This is a genomic window from Xaviernesmea oryzae (genome assembly GCF_900109605.1).
In the GTDB taxonomy this organism is placed as follows: domain Bacteria; phylum Pseudomonadota; class Alphaproteobacteria; order Rhizobiales; family Rhizobiaceae; genus Xaviernesmea; species Xaviernesmea oryzae.
In genome coordinates this window covers 41,192-57,185 of sequence record NZ_FOAM01000001.1, presented here as the reverse complement: position 1 = coordinate 57,185, position 15,994 = coordinate 41,192, and the positions used below count along the sequence as shown (strand labels likewise).

At 63.0% G+C, this 15,994-nt stretch carries 16 protein-coding genes; 13 read left to right on the top strand and 3 right to left on the bottom strand.

The window, feature by feature from the left end; translation table 11 throughout:
• Positions 1 to 5: 5 nt before the first annotated feature.
• The gene (locus BMX61_RS00245; RefSeq protein ID WP_075627509.1) at positions 6 to 515 is read right to left on the bottom strand and encodes an FxsA family protein; all 510 of its coding nucleotides are present in this window, start codon (positions 513 to 515) and stop codon (positions 6 to 8) included.
• Positions 516 to 673: 158 nt separating this feature from the next.
• Between BMX61_RS00245 and BMX61_RS00240 the strand changes: the two genes are divergently transcribed.
• From BMX61_RS00240 to gyrB, 5 genes are all read left to right on the top strand, one after another.
• Positions 674 to 1,375 carry a Tim44/TimA family putative adaptor protein gene (locus tag BMX61_RS00240; protein ID WP_075627510.1) on the top strand — a complete coding sequence of 234 codons (702 nt, stop codon included), beginning with the start codon at positions 674 to 676 and terminating at the stop codon, positions 1,373 to 1,375.
• Positions 1,376 to 1,379: 4 nt separating this feature from the next.
• On the top strand, positions 1,380 to 2,516 hold the full coding sequence (gene mltA / locus BMX61_RS00235) for a murein transglycosylase A (RefSeq protein ID WP_075627433.1): 1,137 nt from the start codon (positions 1,380 to 1,382) through the stop codon (positions 2,514 to 2,516).
• The gene (locus BMX61_RS00230; RefSeq protein ID WP_075627511.1) at positions 2,509 to 3,090 is read left to right on the top strand and encodes a Smr/MutS family protein; all 582 of its coding nucleotides are present in this window, start codon (positions 2,509 to 2,511) and stop codon (positions 3,088 to 3,090) included. The genes mltA and BMX61_RS00230 overlap by 8 nt, the downstream gene beginning before the upstream one ends.
• On the top strand, positions 3,068 to 3,448 hold the full coding sequence (locus BMX61_RS00225; RefSeq protein ID WP_075627434.1) for a helix-turn-helix domain-containing protein: 381 nt from the start codon (positions 3,068 to 3,070) through the stop codon (positions 3,446 to 3,448). Before BMX61_RS00230 ends, BMX61_RS00225 begins: the two co-directional genes overlap by 23 nt.
• Positions 3,449 to 3,758: 310 nt before the next feature.
• Entirely contained in the window at positions 3,759 to 6,188 is a 2,430-nt protein-coding gene (gyrB, locus tag BMX61_RS00220; RefSeq protein ID WP_075627435.1) for a DNA topoisomerase (ATP-hydrolyzing) subunit B, read from the top strand.
• Between the two features lie 110 nt (positions 6,189 to 6,298).
• Here the strand turns inward: gyrB and BMX61_RS00215 are convergent, their stop codons facing one another.
• Complete coding sequence (locus BMX61_RS00215; RefSeq protein WP_075627436.1) at positions 6,299 to 6,898, bottom strand: nitroreductase family protein; 600 nt, start codon at positions 6,896 to 6,898, stop codon at positions 6,299 to 6,301.
• A gap of 447 nt (positions 6,899 to 7,345) precedes the next feature.
• Here BMX61_RS00215 and phaZ point away from each other — a divergent pair, with 447 nt between their 5' ends.
• The 8 genes from phaZ (at position 7,346) to BMX61_RS00170 (ending at position 15,454) form a co-directional block, all read left to right on the top strand.
• The gene (gene phaZ / locus BMX61_RS00205) at positions 7,346 to 8,620 is read left to right on the top strand and encodes a polyhydroxyalkanoate depolymerase (protein WP_075627438.1); all 1,275 of its coding nucleotides are present in this window, start codon (positions 7,346 to 7,348) and stop codon (positions 8,618 to 8,620) included.
• Between the two features lie 218 nt (positions 8,621 to 8,838).
• On the top strand, positions 8,839 to 9,270 hold the full coding sequence (locus BMX61_RS00200; protein ID WP_075627439.1) for a DUF2852 domain-containing protein: 432 nt from the start codon (positions 8,839 to 8,841) through the stop codon (positions 9,268 to 9,270).
• Between the two features lie 174 nt (positions 9,271 to 9,444).
• Entirely contained in the window at positions 9,445 to 10,197 is a 753-nt protein-coding gene (locus BMX61_RS00195) for a M48 family metallopeptidase (RefSeq protein WP_075627440.1), read from the top strand.
• Between the two features lie 96 nt (positions 10,198 to 10,293).
• Positions 10,294 to 10,998 (top strand): phosphoribosylanthranilate isomerase, encoded by a 705-nt coding sequence (locus tag BMX61_RS00190; RefSeq protein WP_075627441.1) that lies wholly within the window; start codon positions 10,294 to 10,296, stop codon positions 10,996 to 10,998.
• A gap of 1 nt (position 10,999) precedes the next feature.
• Positions 11,000 to 12,229: a tryptophan synthase subunit beta gene (gene trpB / locus BMX61_RS00185; protein WP_075627442.1), complete on the top strand. Its 1,230-nt coding sequence runs from the start codon at positions 11,000 to 11,002 to the stop codon at positions 12,227 to 12,229.
• A complete protein-coding gene (gene trpA, locus BMX61_RS00180; RefSeq protein ID WP_075627443.1) occupies positions 12,226 to 13,065 on the top strand; it encodes a tryptophan synthase subunit alpha in 840 nt (279 codons plus the stop codon). The genes trpB and trpA overlap by 4 nt, the downstream gene beginning before the upstream one ends.
• 81 nt (positions 13,066 to 13,146) lie before the next feature.
• Entirely contained in the window at positions 13,147 to 14,058 is a 912-nt protein-coding gene (gene accD / locus BMX61_RS00175) for an acetyl-CoA carboxylase, carboxyltransferase subunit beta (protein ID WP_075627444.1), read from the top strand.
• A 49-nt stretch (positions 14,059 to 14,107) separates the two neighbouring features.
• On the top strand, positions 14,108 to 15,454 hold the full coding sequence (locus BMX61_RS00170; protein ID WP_075627445.1) for a bifunctional folylpolyglutamate synthase/dihydrofolate synthase: 1,347 nt from the start codon (positions 14,108 to 14,110) through the stop codon (positions 15,452 to 15,454).
• An 83-nt stretch (positions 15,455 to 15,537) separates the two neighbouring features.
• Here the strand turns inward: BMX61_RS00170 and trxA are convergent, their stop codons facing one another.
• Positions 15,538 to 15,861: a thioredoxin gene (trxA, locus tag BMX61_RS00165; RefSeq protein WP_075627512.1), complete on the bottom strand. Its 324-nt coding sequence runs from the start codon at positions 15,859 to 15,861 to the stop codon at positions 15,538 to 15,540.
• Positions 15,862 to 15,994 lie beyond the last annotated feature (133 nt).

Below are 15,994 nucleotides of genomic sequence, written 5' to 3'. Positions count from 1 at the left end.
CCAGATCAGGGAAGACGGCGGGGATCGCTTTCGTTTCCCTCTGCGCCATCGTCGTGGCTGCGGTCGGTCGAAAACTCATCCGCGTCGAGATCGATCACCTGGGCCCCCTGACGGGGTTGTCTGCGCGCGCCCGGACCACGGGGTCTGCGCGTCGTCACCACGACGATGCGCTGGGCGACAAGCCGCCAGGCAAGCTCGCGCACTGGCGGAAGAAACAGGAGAAGGCCGAGGAGGTCGGTCAGGAAGCCCGGCACGATCAGAAGCAGCCCGGCAATGACGATCATTGCGGCATGCACGAGCTCGCGGCCGGCATCTTCCCCGTTTCGCGCGGCCACCGAGATCCGGCGCAACGCGTCGAGACCTTGTCTGCGCAGCAGCAGGGCGCCCAGAACGGCAGAGCCGAGCACGAGTAGCAATGTCGCGCCGACACCGATGTGGCGACCCACCAAAATAAAGGTGGCGATCTCCAGAAGCGGCAGGGCCAAGAGCGCGAGCGGCAGGAGGAGCAATCGCATGAAAGGGCCTTTCATCAGAGCCTGAGGACAGAATCGATGCCTTTTCGCGTCAATCAGCTCGCTTGAAGGCATCAAGAGCGGGCAGAACATTTGAATGATACCGCCAGCCGGACTATATGGTTCTCAACCTCCTTGGCAAACAGCGGCATCGGATTGAAATGGGCTCTATCGACTTCGTCACTTTGTTCTTCATGGTGGCCGCCGTCATCATTTTCATCCAGCTGCGCTCCGTGCTCGGCCGGCGAACGGGGAATGAGAAGCCTCCGGTCGATCCCTTTTCGCCTGCCGATACCGAGCGCCAGCCGCAGGCGACGGGCAAGGTGGTGCAGCTTCCGCGCCGGGACGGCATGCCAAACCCGACGGAGGAGCGCTACAAGGCCGTCAACGCTTTCGCCCCTGCCGACAGCGAGATCAATGCCCAGCTGCGCCGGATCGTCGATGCCGATGCGGAGTTCGATCCCAAGGAATTCGTCGCTGGCGCGCGCATGGCCTATGAAATGATCGTGGCCGCTTTTGCCGAGGGCGACCGGAAGACGTTGAAGTCGCTTCTGTCGCGTGAGGTCTACGAGGGCTTCGACGCCGCGATCAGCGAACGGGAAAAGCGCGGCGAAACGGTGAAGTCCACCCTCGTCGGCGTCGACAAGGCCGATATCGCCCAGGCCGAGATGCGCGGCAGCGAAGCCCATCTGACGCTGCGCATCGTCAGCCATTTGATTTCGGCCACCTATGACAAGGCCGGCGCCGTGATCGATGGCGATGCCGAGGCTGTTTCCGAGGTCAAGGATATCTGGACCTTTGCGCGGGACACCCGCTCGCGCGATCCGAACTGGAAGCTGATCGCCACCGAGTCGGAAGGCTGATCCCGTGGCGGGCGCCGCTGAGACATCGGGTTTCGCGCTGGAGCCTCTGTCCTTTACCGACCTGCCGGGCTGGCAAGCGGATGACCCAAGGCCCGTGTTCGCGGCGATCCGGCGCTGTCGCCGCCATATCGAAACCGTCAAGCCGCATCGCACCGGATCTTTTGGCCTGTCGAGCGCCGATCTTCTGCCAGCCTTCCGGGCGCTGGAGGCAGAGGAAGCAGGCACGGCCGAGGCCGCCCGTGCGCTGATCGAAGCGAATTTCCAACCCTTTCGCATCACGCCTGATGGCGCTGGTGAAGGCTTCGTCACCGCCTTCTACGAGCCGGTCGTGGCTGTCAGCCATCGAAAGGATGAGGTCTGGCGTTACCCCTTCTATCGCCGACCGGACGATCTGGTCGATCTTTCCGACGAAAACCGTCCCGAAGGCTTCGATCCGAGTTTCGCTTTCGCCAAAGCCACAGCGCAGGGCCTTGTCGTCCATGAGGATCGCGGCGCGATCGAGCGGGGTGCGCTGGATGGGCGCGGGCTCGAAATTGCCTATGCCCGCTCCAAGGTCGATGTGTTCTTCGCCCATGTGCAGGGCGCGGCGCGGCTTCTCTTCCCTGACAGCTCGATGCGGCGCATCACCTATGCCGCCAAGACTGGCCATCCTTTCTCGCCCATCGGCAAGCGGCTGATCGAGCGCGGTGCGATCAAGCCTGCCGATATCTCCATGCAGACGATCCGCGCCTGGCTGGAGCAGCACCCGGACCAAGCCGATGCGCTGATGTGGGAGAACCGCTCCTTCATCTTCTTTCGCGAGGCGGAGGTCGACGATCCCGATCTGGGGCCGATCGCCGCAGCCAAGGTGCCGCTGGAGCCCGGTCGATCGCTCGCGGTGGACCGGCTGATCCATACGTTCGGCACGCCGTTTTATATCGCCAGCGAGAGCCTGACACGTCTCGATCAGGGTCGACCTTTTCAAAGGCTGATGTTGGCGCTCGATACGGGCTCGGCCATCATCGGCCCGGCGCGGGGCGATATCTTTACCGGTTCCGGCGATGCGGCGGGCGATCTTGCGGGCGCTGTGCGCCATCCCGCCAGTTTCTTCGTGCTGATCCCTTCGGCCGTCGCGGCACGCTATGGCGGCGGCCATGGCTAAGGACAAGACGCTTTCGGCCGAAGACCGCATCCTCTGGGGCAAGGTGGCGCGCACCACGCGGGCGTTGCCGGGCAGGATGGAGCGCCTGGCCCTGGAGGACGAAGCGGCCGAGCCTCAGGCAGTGTCCAGGGAGGACGCTAAGGTCGGCAAGGCGGCGCAGGCGGCGCCGCCCGCGGGGGACAAGGTTGCTCTCCGCACGGCGCAGAAGATACCCCAGCCGCTCGAAAAGCCCGTTCACCGCAAGCTTTCACGCGGCCGGCTGCCGATCGAGGCGCGTCTCGATCTGCACGGCATGTTCCAAGGGGAAGCCTATGATCTTCTGCTCGGCTTTCTCACCCGAGCCCACCAGCGCGGCCTGCGTCATGTACTCGTGATCACCGGCAAGGGCACCTCCATGGGCAGCGAAGGCGCGCTGAAGCGGATGGTGCCGATGTGGTTCGCCCTGTCGGATTTTCGCCCGCTGATCTCCTCCTATGACAATGCCGCGCGGGGGCATGGCGGCGAGGGCGCGCTCTATGTGCGTCTGGCGCGCAATCCCGGCCTGTCGCATCATGACGACGACCCCTTTCGGTGAGGCGATGAAGCGTCTGCGCCGTGAGCGTGGCGTGACGCAGAAGCAGATGGCGGCAGCGATCGGCGTCTCGGGCGCCTATCTCTCCGCGCTGGAACGCGGCCAGCGCGGCGCACCGAGCTTCGACTTGATCCAGAAGATATCAGGCTATCTCCACGTCATCTGGGACGAGCAGGACGCGCTCTTCGACGTCGCCTCGATCTCCCATCCCAAGGCCACGCTCGACACCTCAGGCCTGCCGGGCGAATACACGGCCTTCGCCAATCGTCTGGCACAGGCAATCCGCTCGCTGCCGCCCGATACGATCGCGCAGATGGATGAGCTTTTGGAGAAAGCGCGCATTGCTGCTAAACAGCGTTAGGCCTGCGGCGCGTGCCTGCGCTCAGGCGGCGATTTTAACGGAAAACCACCCTTAAAAGTGCCAAAATGCCTGCTTTTCTGGGGACTTTCCCGCCTCTTCATTTGGTGAAAAGACGCAGAGTTCCTATATTGACACCTATGACATCAGGTGATTCGGCAGTGGCTCCGCACTGACGCGATTGCCCGAAAAGCGGTTCGCATCGGCCGTTGCGCGCCAAGACCGCTTATCGACATTGACCCTTCCGCCGCATGCCGTTTTCGGCCTCGAAAGCGCGCCTGATGCAGAAGCCTTGGAAAGATCTGACACCCCAATGACCAATTCCTCGTCCGCCGCCGCCAGCGCCGAATATGGCGCCGATTCCATCAAGGTTCTCAAAGGCCTTGACGCCGTGCGCAAGCGGCCCGGCATGTATATCGGCGATACCGATGACGGATCCGGCCTGCATCACATGGTCTACGAGGTGGTCGACAATGCCATCGACGAAGCGCTGGCGGGTCATGCCGACTTGGTGACCGTGACGCTGAACCCGGATGGCTCGGTAACGGTGACCGATAATGGGCGCGGCATTCCGACCGATATTCACACGGGCGAGGGCGTCTCGGCGGCCGAGGTCATCATGACCCAGCTGCATGCCGGCGGTAAGTTCGACCAGAATTCCTACAAGGTATCAGGCGGTCTGCATGGCGTCGGCGTGTCCGTCGTCAATGCTTTGTCGGTCTGGCTGAAGCTGCGCATCCGCCGCAATGGCAAGATCCATGAGATCGCCTTTACCCACGGCGTGGCCGATGCGCCGCTCGCCGTCATCGGTGAGTATGAGGGGCGTTCGGGCACGGAGGTCACCTTCCTCGCCAGCTCCGAAACCTTCACGATGACCGAATATGATTTCGGCACGCTCGAACATCGCTTGCGCGAACTGGCCTTCCTGAATTCTGGCGTGCGCATCCGGCTGACGGATCGGCGCAAGCCAGACGTCAAGGAAGAGGAGATGCTTTATGACGGAGGCCTTGAAGCCTTCGTCCGCTATCTGGACCGGGCCAAGAAGCCGCTGGTCGACAAGCCGGTCGCCATCAAGGGCGAGCGCGATGGCATCACCGTCGAAGTGGCCATGTGGTGGAACGACAGCTACCATGAAAACGTGCTCTGCTTCACGAACAACATCCCCCAGCGTGATGGCGGCACGCATATGCAGGGCTTCCGCAGCGCGCTGACGCGCCAGATCGTCTCCTATGCCGACAGCTCCGGGATCATGAAGAAGGAGAAGGTGACCTTGACGGGGGACGACTGCCGCGAAGGTCTGTCGGCCGTTCTGTCGGTCAAGGTGCCGGATCCGAAATTCTCCTCGCAGACCAAGGACAAGCTGGTCTCCTCCGAAGTCCGCCCCGTGGTTGAAAATCTCGTCAGCGAGGCGCTGTCGACCTGGCTGGAGGAACATCCTGCCGAGGCCAAGACGCTGGTCGGCAAGGTGGTGGAGGCGGCAGCCGCACGCGAGGCGGCCCGCAAGGCGCGCGAGCTGACGCGGCGCAAGGGCGCGCTCGATATTTCCTCGCTGCCCGGCAAGCTCGCCGATTGCTCGGAGCGCGATCCGGCCAAGTCCGAATTGTTCCTGGTCGAGGGTGACTCGGCCGGCGGCTCGGCCAAGCAGGGCCGCTCGCGCGAGAACCAGGCCATCCTGCCACTGCGCGGCAAGATCCTGAACGTCGAGCGGGCGCGCTTCGACAAGATGCTCTCCAGCCAGGAAATCGGGACGCTGATCACCGCGCTCGGCACGTCGATCGGCAAGGATGAGTTCAACCCCGGCAAGCTGCGCTACCACAAGATCATCATCATGACGGATGCCGACGTCGACGGCGCCCACATCCGCACCCTGCTGCTGACCTTCTTCTTCCGGCAGATGCCGGAGCTGATCGAGCGCGGCCACCTCTATATCGCCCAGCCGCCGCTCTATAAGGTGACGCGCGGCAAGTCCTCGCAATATCTAAAGGACGAAAAGGCCTTCGAGGATTATCTGATCACCGTCGGGCTCGAAGATGCGGTTCTGGAGCTTGGCAATGGCGAAGCCCGCGCCGCGCTCGATCTGCGCGAGATCATCAATGACGCCCTGCGCATGCGCGCGCTGATCGAGGGCCTGCATTCGCGCTATAACAGAGCGGTGGTCGAGCAGGCGGCGATTGCCGGCGCGCTCAATCCGGAGGTTCTGAGCGACGCCACCCGTTCCGCCGCGACTGCCGCCGATGTTGCAGCCCGTCTCGACCGGATCGCGGAGGAAACCGAACGCGGCTGGACCGGCACGGTTGCCGAGGATGGCGGATTGCGCTTCGAGCGCATGGTGCGCGGCGTCAAGGATGTCGCGACGCTTGACATGGCACTGATCGGCTCTCAGGACGCCCGCTATATCGACCAGACGAGCGCCCGGCTGAAAGAGATCTATACGCAGGTGCCTGTGCTCAAGCGCCGCGATACGACCATGGAGATTACCGGCCCGCGTGCGCTTCTTGACGCCATCTTCGCCGTTGGCCGCAAGGGCCTGTCGATGCAGCGTTACAAGGGCCTGGGCGAGATGAATGCCGAACAGCTCTGGGAAACCACACTGGATCCGACGGTGCGCTCGCTGCTTCAGGTCCGGGTGAACGACGCCACGGACGCCGATGGCCTGTTTTCCCGCCTGATGGGCGACGAGGTGGAGCCGCGCCGCGACTTCATTCAGGAAAATGCGCTGAGCGTGTCCAACCTGGACATTTGATCCGGTCACACCCTCCGAGAGGCGCTTTAAAAAAGGCCGGCTGCAGGTGAAACCCGCAGCCGGCCTTTTCGATTCAATCAGGCTCGGTCACCGAGATCGGGGGGCGGGGATCAATCGCCGATAAAGGTGCCTTCGAATGCAAGCTCGGACAGAGGCTGGCGCGGGCTTGGCGTTTCGCGGGCCTGCAAGCCTTCCGGCAGGATCGACGCGTCGCCCTTGCGGCCGATGGCAGCAGCGGCCTCGAGCCGGTAATCGTCCGAAATCTTCAAGACCTCCTTGGCTTGGTCGAAGTGAATGCCGGTCATGCCATGAGCCTGAAAGCCGAGCTTTTCGGCCTGATGCGCAATGGCCGACCAGGCCGCGCCCGTATCGAAGCTATGGCTGTAGGATGGCTTCTTTTCGCCGGACGGCGAAACGGACACCGTCTTGGATACGAAAAAGATCAGCGCAGATGCGGTCTTGGCCCAGCTCTGGTTGAACTCGTTGAGCAGCGGAAACAGCGTTTCCCAGGCCGGGGTGTCGCGACGGGCATAGACGAAGCGCCAGGGCTGCGCATTGAAGGCGGAAGGCGCCCAGCGGCCGGCTTCGAGAATGGTCAGAAGATCTTCGGCACTGATCTGCGAGGAATCGAAGGCGCGCGGCGACCAGCGGTTCAGGAATCCCGGATCGACAGGGTAGTCGGCCTGGCGGAAGTTGCTTGACGTGCTCATGGGGTCTGATCCTCAAATGACTGGAAATCGTCAGGCCATGCGGCAGCTTGGGAGGTGCTCGGCCGCGCGGCAAGGACGTTATGCGCGTGATCAATGGCCTGCGGCAAGGCCGATCGCAATCCCGGCAATGCGAGACTCTGCGTCAATGGCGTTGAAACGATTGTGTGAGATCCTCCGCATGAAACCAAGGTCCGGCCGAGTGCGGCATGGTCCGCCTGGATGGTGACGCAGCGTCGTCGCTATTGAGCGGCAGGGCGCGGTTGGCTGTGAAAGAGCGCGGGAGGATCGCCAGCGCCGACAGGCGGATGGCGTCAGGGCTTGGCAGCAGCGGAACCGGAGGCGCTTCGGTCTCGTTGCCATGGGCCGGCTTCGTGCTAATCTGCCCGTCCGTGCGTCCGCCAGGGCGCGAGAGGAGCACTCTTTGGAAGCCTGGCGAGAGGAGCCTGCATGTTCTACCAATGGTATGAAATGAATCATGCGGTCATGGCGCCTTGGCGCGCCGCCGCAGAGGCAATGCGCCTGGCCTATGCCAATCCGCTCAACCCCTTTGCCGAGACCTATGCCGGGCGCACGGCAAGCGCCAGCCTCGAAGTGTTCGAACGGGCGACCCGGCGCTATGGCAAGCCGGACTTCGGCCTTTATGAGACGCCGGTCGATGGTAAGGCGGTGCCGGTGTGCGAGAAGATCGTCTGGCGCAAGCCCTTCTGCAACCTCATCCATTTCGAACGGACCCTGCCCAAGCGTCGCGAGCGCGATCCGCGCTTGTTGATCGTTGCGCCCATGTCGGGCCATTATGCCACGCTGCTGCGCGGCACGGTCGAATCCCTTCTCCCCCATGCGGATATCTACATTACCGATTGGATCGACGCCCGCATGGTGCCCTTGGCCGAGGGCACGTTCGATCTCGACGACTATATCGATTACGTCATTGAGATGCTGCACCATCTCGGGCCCGACACCCATATGATGGCCGTCTGTCAGCCGGCCGTTCCGGTTCTGGCTGCGGTGGCGTTGATGGAAGCGGCCGAGGATCCGCTGTCGCCGGCCTCGATGACCCTGATGGGTGGCCCGATCGACACGCGCATCAACCCGACCGCCGTCAACAAACTGGCCAAGGACAAGCCGATCGAGTGGTTTCGCGACAATGTCGTTATGCCTGTGCCGTTCCCGCATCCCGGCTTCATGCGGCCGGTCTATCCCGGCTTTCTCCAGCTCTCGGGCTTCATGTCGATGAACCTCGATCGCCATATCCTGGCGCAGCGCGACTTCTTCGAGCATCTGGTCAAGAACGACGGCGATGCGGCCGAGAAGCATCGCGATTTCTACGACGAATATCTGGCTGTGATGGATCTGACGGCGGAATTCTATCTCCAGACGGTGGAGACGGTTTTCATGCGTCATGCCCTGCCCAAGGGCGAGATGATGCATCGGGAAAACCGGGTGGATCTCACCGCCATTCGCAAAGTCGCGCTTCTGACGGTCGAGGGCGAGAATGACGACATCTCCGGCCTCGGCCAAACCCAGGCGGCGCAGACGCTCTGCGTCAACATTCCCGAGACGATGCGCCAGCATTATATGCAGCCCGATGTCGGCCATTACGGCGTCTTCAACGGCTCACGCTTCCGCCGCGAGATCGTGCCGCGGATTGCTGCTTTCCAGCGGGCGCATGCGCGCGGTGGCCAGCCGGTGCGCCAGGTGATCGTTGGAGGCAAGACGGCCTGATCAATCGAAGGCGGGGCGTCACTCAGCTGGCGCTCCGCCACAATCATGCCGGAAAGAAGAAGGGCCGCGAACTGTCTTTCTGCGAAATTGTCAAGTCGGCAAAGCCACTTGTTCGATTTTAGTCCTTGCTTTCTTGTGGAGGAACGGTTGCGCCCCCACATCGAATTGCGCGTAAGGGCCCGGATCGGCAGCCCTTCTTCAACAAAGGACGCCTGAACATGAACCAATCTGCATTGATCCGTCCGGACTGGACGCCTGCGACCATTGCATTGATGGTCCTGGGCTTCATCGTCTTCTGGCCGCTGGGCCTTGCCATGCTCGCCTATATTCTGTTCGGCGAGCGGCTTGGCGCCTTCAAGCGTAATGCCAATGAGACGGTGGACCGGACCTTCAGCAACTTCCGCGGCTTTCCGGGCTTTTCCGGCCGCGCCCGCGCCGGCTTCGACACCGGCAATGTCGCCTTCGACGAATGGCGCGAAACCGAACTGACGCGTCTTGACGAAGAGCGCCGCCGCCTCAACGCGATGCGCGAGGAATTCGAGACCTATGTTCGCGAACTGCGCCGCGCCAAGGACCAGGAAGAGTTCGACCGCTTCATGCGCGAACGCAAGTTCGGCCAAGGCGGCACGGTGGAAGGCTATACCGGCTGATCGTCCGTCCTGTGGGTGAAACCGGATAAACATCGGCAAATCAGACAGGGCCGGCGCCTCGACATGGCGCCGGCCTTTCGCTGTCACTGACACCTGTCTGCTGGCAGAAGGGAGAAAGGCCGGCATCGGGAAACGGGACTGGGCGGCCAGAGCGAAACCCGCTAGACGTAACGCATGCTTCCAGCCTTTCTGAAACCGCCTGTTACCAAGGCGTCCGCACTCGAACGTGTCGTGGAGGTCGATGGCCGCAGCCTGCCATTGACCATCAACCCGTCGCTGCGGGCGACACGGTTGACGCTGCGTATCGAACCGGGCGGGCGCGCCCTGAAGCTGACGGTCCCCAAGGGGCTACCGCAGCGCGAGGTCGATGCCTTTATCGAGCGTCATCGCGGCTGGCTCACCTCCAAGCTTGCCCGCTTTTCCGGTGAGAGTGAGCTGATGGAGGGCGGTACCATTGCGCTTCGCGGCGTCGTGCATCGCATCGAATTGTCGGGCCGGCTGCGCGGCCTGCCGGAGATCGTCGTGACCGATGATGAGCCGGTCCTGCGCCTGTCCGGCGATCCTGAACATCTGCGCCGGCGCCTTGCCGAGTTCCTGAAGAAGGAGGCGCGCACGGATCTCGAACGGCTCGTCGCCATTCATGCGGGGCGTATGGGCGGCAAGGTCAAGTCGGTGACCTTGAAAGATACCCGCAGCCGCTGGGGCTCCTGCACGTCGGAAGGGGCCTTGAGCTTCTCCTGGCGCATTGTCATGGCGCCGCCGCATGTGATCGATTATCTCGCCGCCCATGAGGTCGCGCATCTGCGTGAAATGAACCATGGGCCGCAATTCTGGGCTCTGTGCGAGATGCTCTGCCCGCGCACGGCCGAAGCCCGCCATTGGCTGAAGCGCAACGGCTCAATGCTGCACGCTCTCGATTTCAGCTGATCGGAGCATTAAAAACAGCCCGACAGGCAGCGTGAATGCCGCATTTGCGTGCTTTTGTCTCGACATAGCCACGCTTTCATGCGAACTCGCGACATTATGAGCGCTGATCCGTTCGACATCAAGATTTGTGGTTTGAAGACGCGCGAGGCGGCCGAGCATGCGGTCGGGCGCGGAGCGACGCATATCGGCTTCATCTTCTTTCCCAAAAGCCCGCGCAACGTGACGCCGATGGAAGCCCGCGCGGTTGCCGACGCCGTTCGTGGCCGGGCGAAAATCGTCGCGGTCACGGTGGACGCAAGCGAGGCCCAACTGGACGCGATCATGGAAGGGCTTCGCCCTGACATGATCCAGCTGCACGGCGGCGAGAGCCCTGCCCATGTGCAGGCCGTCAAGGCGCGTTATGGCCTGCCTGTGATCAAGGCGCTGTCGATCCGCGATGCGGCCGATCTGGAGGCCGCTCTTGCCTATCAACGCATAGCCGACCGGCTGCTGTTCGACGCCAAGCCGCCCAAGGGCTCGGAGCTTCCAGGCGGCAATGGCGTTTCCTTCGACTGGCGACTTCTTGACGCGCTTGACGACGGTGTCGATTACATGCTTTCCGGAGGGCTTGATGCCGCCAATGTGGGCAGGGCAATTTCCGCCACCCATGTGCGGGCGATCGATGCCTCTTCGGGATTGGAAATTGCGCCCGGTGTCAAGGATGCCGGCCGCATCGATGCATTCTTCGACGCTGTCGCGTCGGCGCTCAAGGCCCGAGCCGTCGCACCTCATCCGCGGCAGATCTTGAATCAGGGAGCATGACGTGAACGAGACCCCCAAGCTGAATTCCTTCCGGTCCGGTCCGGACGAGGATGGCCGCTTCGGCATTTTCGGTGGCCGTTTCGTGGCCGAAACGCTGATGCCGCTGATCCTCGATCTGCAGGCCGAATGGGAAAAGGCCAAGACCGATCCGACCTTCAAGGCCGAGATGGAGACGCTCGGCAAGCATTATGTCGGCCGGCCGAGCCCGCTCTATTTTGCCGAACGGCTGACCGAGCATCTTGGCGGCGCCAAGATCTACTTCAAGCGTGAGGAGCTGAACCACACCGGCTCGCACAAGATCAACAATTGCATCGGCCAGATTCTGCTGGCCAAGCGTATGGGCAAGACCCGCATTATCGCCGAAACCGGTGCCGGCCAGCATGGCGTGGCGACCGCGACGGTCTGCGCCCGTTTTGGCCTGCCTTGCGTCGTCTACATGGGCGCGACCGATGTCGCCCGCCAGTCGCCCAACGTCTTCCGCATGAAACTGCTCGGCGCCGAGGTCAAGCCGGTGACGGCCGGCAACGGCACGCTGAAGGATGCGATGAACGAGGCGATGCGTGACTGGGTCACCAATGTCGACTCGACCTATTACCTGATCGGCACCGCCGCCGGTATGCATCCCTATCCGGAAATGGTGCGCGACTTCCAGTCGGTCATCGGCATCGAAGCGCGCGCGCAGATGCTCGAAGCCGAGGGACGGCTGCCGGATCTGGTGGTCGCTGCCGTCGGTGGCGGCTCGAACGCCATTGGCATCTTCCATCCCTTCCTGGATGATGCGAGCGTGAAGATCCTCGGCGTCGAAGCCGGCGGCAAGGGGCTGGAGGGCGACGAGCATTGCGCCTCGATCACCGCCGGCTCGCCCGGGGTCCTTCACGGCAACCGCACCTATCTGCTTCAGGATGGCGACGGCCAGATCAAGGAAGGCCACTCGATCTCGGCCGGCCTCGACTATCCCGGCATCGGGCCGGAACATGCCTGGCTCGCAGATATCGGCCGCGTCGATTACGTGCCGATCAAGGATGACGAGGCGCTGGAGGCGTTCCAGCTGCTGACGCGGCTTGAAGGCATCATTCCCGCGCTGGAGCCGAGCCATGCCCTGGCCGAGGTCATCAAGCGGGCGCCCGCCATGGGCAAGGACCAGATCATTTTGATGAATCTCTCCGGCCGTGGCGACAAGGACATTTTCACCGTGGGCAAGATTCTCGGCATGGAGCAGGCAGGCGCATGACCGCACGCATGGACAAGACATTCGCCGCTCTCCAGGCAGAAGGCCGGCCGGCGCTGGTCACCTATATCATGGGCGGCGACCCGGATTTCGAAACCTCGCTCGCCATCATGAAGGCGCTGCCTCTGGCCGGCTCCGACATCATCGAGCTCGGCATGCCCTTTTCCGATCCGATGGCCGATGGACCGGCCATTCAAATGGCTGGCCAGCGCGCGCTGAAGGGCGGCCAGACGCTTGCCACGACGCTGGAGCTCGCCCGCCGCTTTCGCGAGGACAATCCAGACACGCCGATCGTGCTGATGGGCTATTACAATCCCATCTATATCTACGGTGTCGATCGTTTCCTGAAGGATGCGGTGGAGGTCGGGCTCGATGGGCTGATCGTCGTCGACCTGCCGCCGGAGATGGATGACGAGCTTTGCCTGCCTGCGCTCGCCGCCGGCATCAGCTTCATTCGCCTGGCGACGCCGACCACGGACGACCGCCGCCTGCCGAAGGTGCTCGAAAACACTTCGGGTTTCGTTTATTATGTGTCGATGAATGGCATTACCGGTTCGGCCCTGCCGGATCCCTCGCGGATCGGTGAGGCGGTGAGGCGGATCAAGAGCCATACCAGCCTTCCGGTCTGCGTCGGCTTCGGCGTGAAGACCGAGGAACATGCAAGAGCGATCGGCGCTGCCGCCGACGGCGTGGTGGTCGGCACCGCCATCGTCAACCAGATTGCCTCCAGCCTGACGGCTGAGGGCCAAGCCACAGAGGCCACCGTGCCCGGCGTCGCGGCTTTGGTGCGCGGGCTTTCGGCCGGCACCAGAGCAGCGCGTCTTGCGGCGGCCGAATAAAAGTCCGATTTATCCTGTTGAGAGCAGCCCCTGCGGCAGGTTCTGTTTGCCTGCCGCATCGTCTTATGGAGTGCGCGCCCCATGAACTGGATCACCAACTACGTCCGCCCGAAGATCAATTCGATGCTCGGCCGGCGCGAGGTACCGGAAAATCTCTGGATCAAGTGCCCTGAAACGGGCGAGATGGTGTTCCATCGCGATCTTGAGGAAAACAAGTGGGTCATCCCCGCCTCCGGCTATCATATGAAGATGCCTGCCAAGGCGCGGCTGCGCGATCTCTTCGATGGCGGCCTTTATGAAAGCCTACCGCAGCCGAAGGTGGCGCAGGATCCGCTGCGCTTCCGCGACTCCAAGAAATATTCCGACCGGCTGAAGGATGGCCGCACCAAGACCGAGCTGGAAGACACGATCGTCGCCGGCCTCGGCACGGTCAAAGGCGTCAAGCTCGTCGCCGTCGTCCATGAATTCAACTTCATGGCGGGATCGTTGGGAATCGCCGCTGGCGAGGCGATCATCAAGGCGTTTGAACGGGCGATTGCTGAAAAATGCCCGCTGGTGATGTTCCCGGCCTCCGGCGGTGCCCGCATGCAGGAAGGCATTCTCTCGCTGATGCAGCTGCCGCGCACCACCGTGGCGGTGGAAATGCTGAAAGAGGCCGGGCTGCCCTATATCGTCGTCCTCACCAATCCAACGACCGGCGGCGTGACCGCTTCCTACGCCATGCTGGGCGATGTGCATCTGGCCGAGCCCGGCGCGCAGATCGGCTTTGCGGGCCAGCGCGTGATCGAGCAGACGATCCGCGAGAAGCTGCCGGAGGGCTTCCAGACATCCGAATATCTCTATGAGCACGGCATGGTCGATATGGTGGTCAAACGCCACGAGATTGCCGAGACGCTCGCCCGCCTCTTGAAGATCCTGATGAAGACGCCGGCCGTCTCCGAGACCGAGCAGGCTCTGGAGCTGCATGAGGACCTCTCAGCCGCGGCGGAATAAGCCGCCTGATCTTCCGGCGCTCCGGCTCACAGACAAAGGACGTTCGCCCATGACGACTGCCGGGACGCTGACGCAGGCGGCCGCTGAGATCGACCGGCTGATGACCCTGCATCCCAAGGGCTTCGACCTGTCGCTGGAGCGGATCACCCGGCTGCTTGCTCGTCTCGGCAATCCGCAGGACCGGCTGCCGCCGGTGCTTCATGTCGCTGGCACCAATGGCAAGGGCTCCTTCACCGCCTTTTCCCGCGCGCTTCTGGAAGCCGAAGGCCTCGCGGTCCATGTCCACACCTCGCCGCATTTGGTGAACTGGCATGAGCGCTACCGTCTCGGCGTCAAGGGCGGGCGCGGGCAGCTCGCCGAAGACGCGGTGCTGGCCGATGCAATCCGCCGCGTTGCCGAAGCCAATGCTGGTGAGACCATAACCGTCTTCGAAATCCTCACCGCCGTGGCCTTCCTGCTCTTTGCCGAGCATCCTGCCGATGCCGTGGTGATGGAAGTGGGGCTTGGCGGCCGCTTCGATGCGACCAATGTTATCCGCCATCCGGCGGTGACCGCGATCATGCCGATCTCGCTCGACCATCAAGCCTATCTGGGGGATCGCGTGGAGCTGATCGCCGCTGAAAAAGCCGGCATCATGAAGCGTGGTCGCCCTGCGGTGATCGGCTATCAGGAGTTCGACGGGGCCCGAGATGTGCTGGCCGATACCGCCGAGCGCCTCGGCTGCCCCACCGCTCTCTATAGCCAGGACTTCCTGGCGCATGAGGAATTCGGCCGGATGATCTATCAGGACGAAGACGGGCTGATAGATCTACCGCTGCCCCGTCTGCCCGGCCGTCACCAGCTCGCCAATGCCGCTGCCGCCATCCGCGCGGTCAAGGCTGCGGGCTTTACGCTGAGCGAACAGGGGATCGAAAAGGCGCTGCAGACGGTCGAATGGGCGGGCCGTCTCCAACGCATGCCCAAGGGGCCGCTTCTGGATCTCGCGCCTGAGGGCGCCGAAGTCTGGCTCGATGGCGGTCACAATCCCGGCGCTGGCCAAGTAATCGCCGAGACCATGGTCAGCTTCGAGGAGCGCGATCCGCGCCCGCTCGTGCTGATTATCGGCATGATCAACACCAAGGAGCCGATCGGCTATTTCCGGGCCTTCGCCGGTCTGGCGGAAAAGGTGTTCACCGTGCCGATCCCCGCCTCGGACGCCGGGCTTGATCCGGTGGCGCTCGCGGGTGACGCCGCCGACGCCGGCTGCCCGGCCGAAGCCTGCGGCTCGGTCGCCGAGGCGTTGGCCAGGGTTGCCGCCCTGTTTAAGACCGCTCCAAAGGCGCCTCGAATCCTGATCGGGGGCTCGCTCTATCTGGTCGGCTCCGTGCTTGGAGAAAACGGCACGCCGCCGCGATAGGCGTGGTTTTACCTTCCAATAGAAAAGGCGCCCCACGTGGACCGTGGAGCGCCTTTTTCCATGCAATCGCTTGAGGCAAACGATCAGGCGGTTGCCGAGCTGATCCAGGAGCTCAGCGCATTCTTCGGAGCGGCGCCGACCTTGATGTCGGCGACTTCGCCCGACTTGAACAGGGCCAGCGTCGGGATCGAGCGGACGCCATACTGTGCGGCAAGCTCCGGGTTTTCGTCGATGTTGAGCTTGGCGACCTTGACCTTGCCGGCAAGTTCCTTGGAGATCTCTTCGAGCGACGGCGCGATCATCTTGCAAGGGCCGCACCATTCGGCCCAGAAATCGACAACGACGGGCTCGGCGGAATTGAGCACTTCGGCTTGGAAGTTGGCGGTATTGACGTGAACGGTAGCCATCGGGCTCTCCTTGCGTTTGTCTTCATCGATTAAAGTGAGGCGGCGGGCTCCGCTTTTCAAGACGCTGGTCGCGCGCTTGTGCATTGTCGATCCGTCCCGCTCCACGCATCAAGCGAATTGGAGCTTGAGCAAC

Bases quoted from the DNA above. Each gene is read 5' to 3' on its own strand.
- BMX61_RS00245 (WP_075627509.1), bottom strand. From the start codon at position 515: ATGCGATTGCTCCTCCTGCCGCTCGCGCTCTTGGCCCTGCCGCTTCTG.
- BMX61_RS00240 (WP_075627510.1), top strand. From the start codon at position 674: ATGGGCTCTATCGACTTCGTCACTTTGTTCTTCATGGTGGCCGCCGTC.
- BMX61_RS00230 (WP_075627511.1), top strand. From the start codon at position 2,509: ATGGCTAAGGACAAGACGCTTTCGGCCGAAGACCGCATCCTCTGGGGC.
- BMX61_RS00225 (WP_075627434.1), top strand. From the start codon at position 3,068: ATGACGACGACCCCTTTCGGTGAGGCGATGAAGCGTCTGCGCCGTGAG.
- gyrB (WP_075627435.1), top strand. From the start codon at position 3,759: ATGACCAATTCCTCGTCCGCCGCCGCCAGCGCCGAATATGGCGCCGAT.
- BMX61_RS00215 (WP_075627436.1), bottom strand. From the start codon at position 6,898: ATGAGCACGTCAAGCAACTTCCGCCAGGCCGACTACCCTGTCGATCCG.
- phaZ (WP_075627438.1), top strand. From the start codon at position 7,346: ATGTTCTACCAATGGTATGAAATGAATCATGCGGTCATGGCGCCTTGG.
- BMX61_RS00200 (WP_075627439.1), top strand. From the start codon at position 8,839: ATGAACCAATCTGCATTGATCCGTCCGGACTGGACGCCTGCGACCATT.
- BMX61_RS00195 (WP_075627440.1), top strand. From the start codon at position 9,445: ATGCTTCCAGCCTTTCTGAAACCGCCTGTTACCAAGGCGTCCGCACTC.
- BMX61_RS00190 (WP_075627441.1), top strand. From the start codon at position 10,294: ATGAGCGCTGATCCGTTCGACATCAAGATTTGTGGTTTGAAGACGCGC.
- trpA (WP_075627443.1), top strand. From the start codon at position 12,226: ATGACCGCACGCATGGACAAGACATTCGCCGCTCTCCAGGCAGAAGGC.
- accD (WP_075627444.1), top strand. From the start codon at position 13,147: ATGAACTGGATCACCAACTACGTCCGCCCGAAGATCAATTCGATGCTC.
- BMX61_RS00170 (WP_075627445.1), top strand. From the start codon at position 14,108: ATGACGACTGCCGGGACGCTGACGCAGGCGGCCGCTGAGATCGACCGG.
- trxA (WP_075627512.1), bottom strand. From the start codon at position 15,861: ATGGCTACCGTTCACGTCAATACCGCCAACTTCCAAGCCGAAGTGCTC.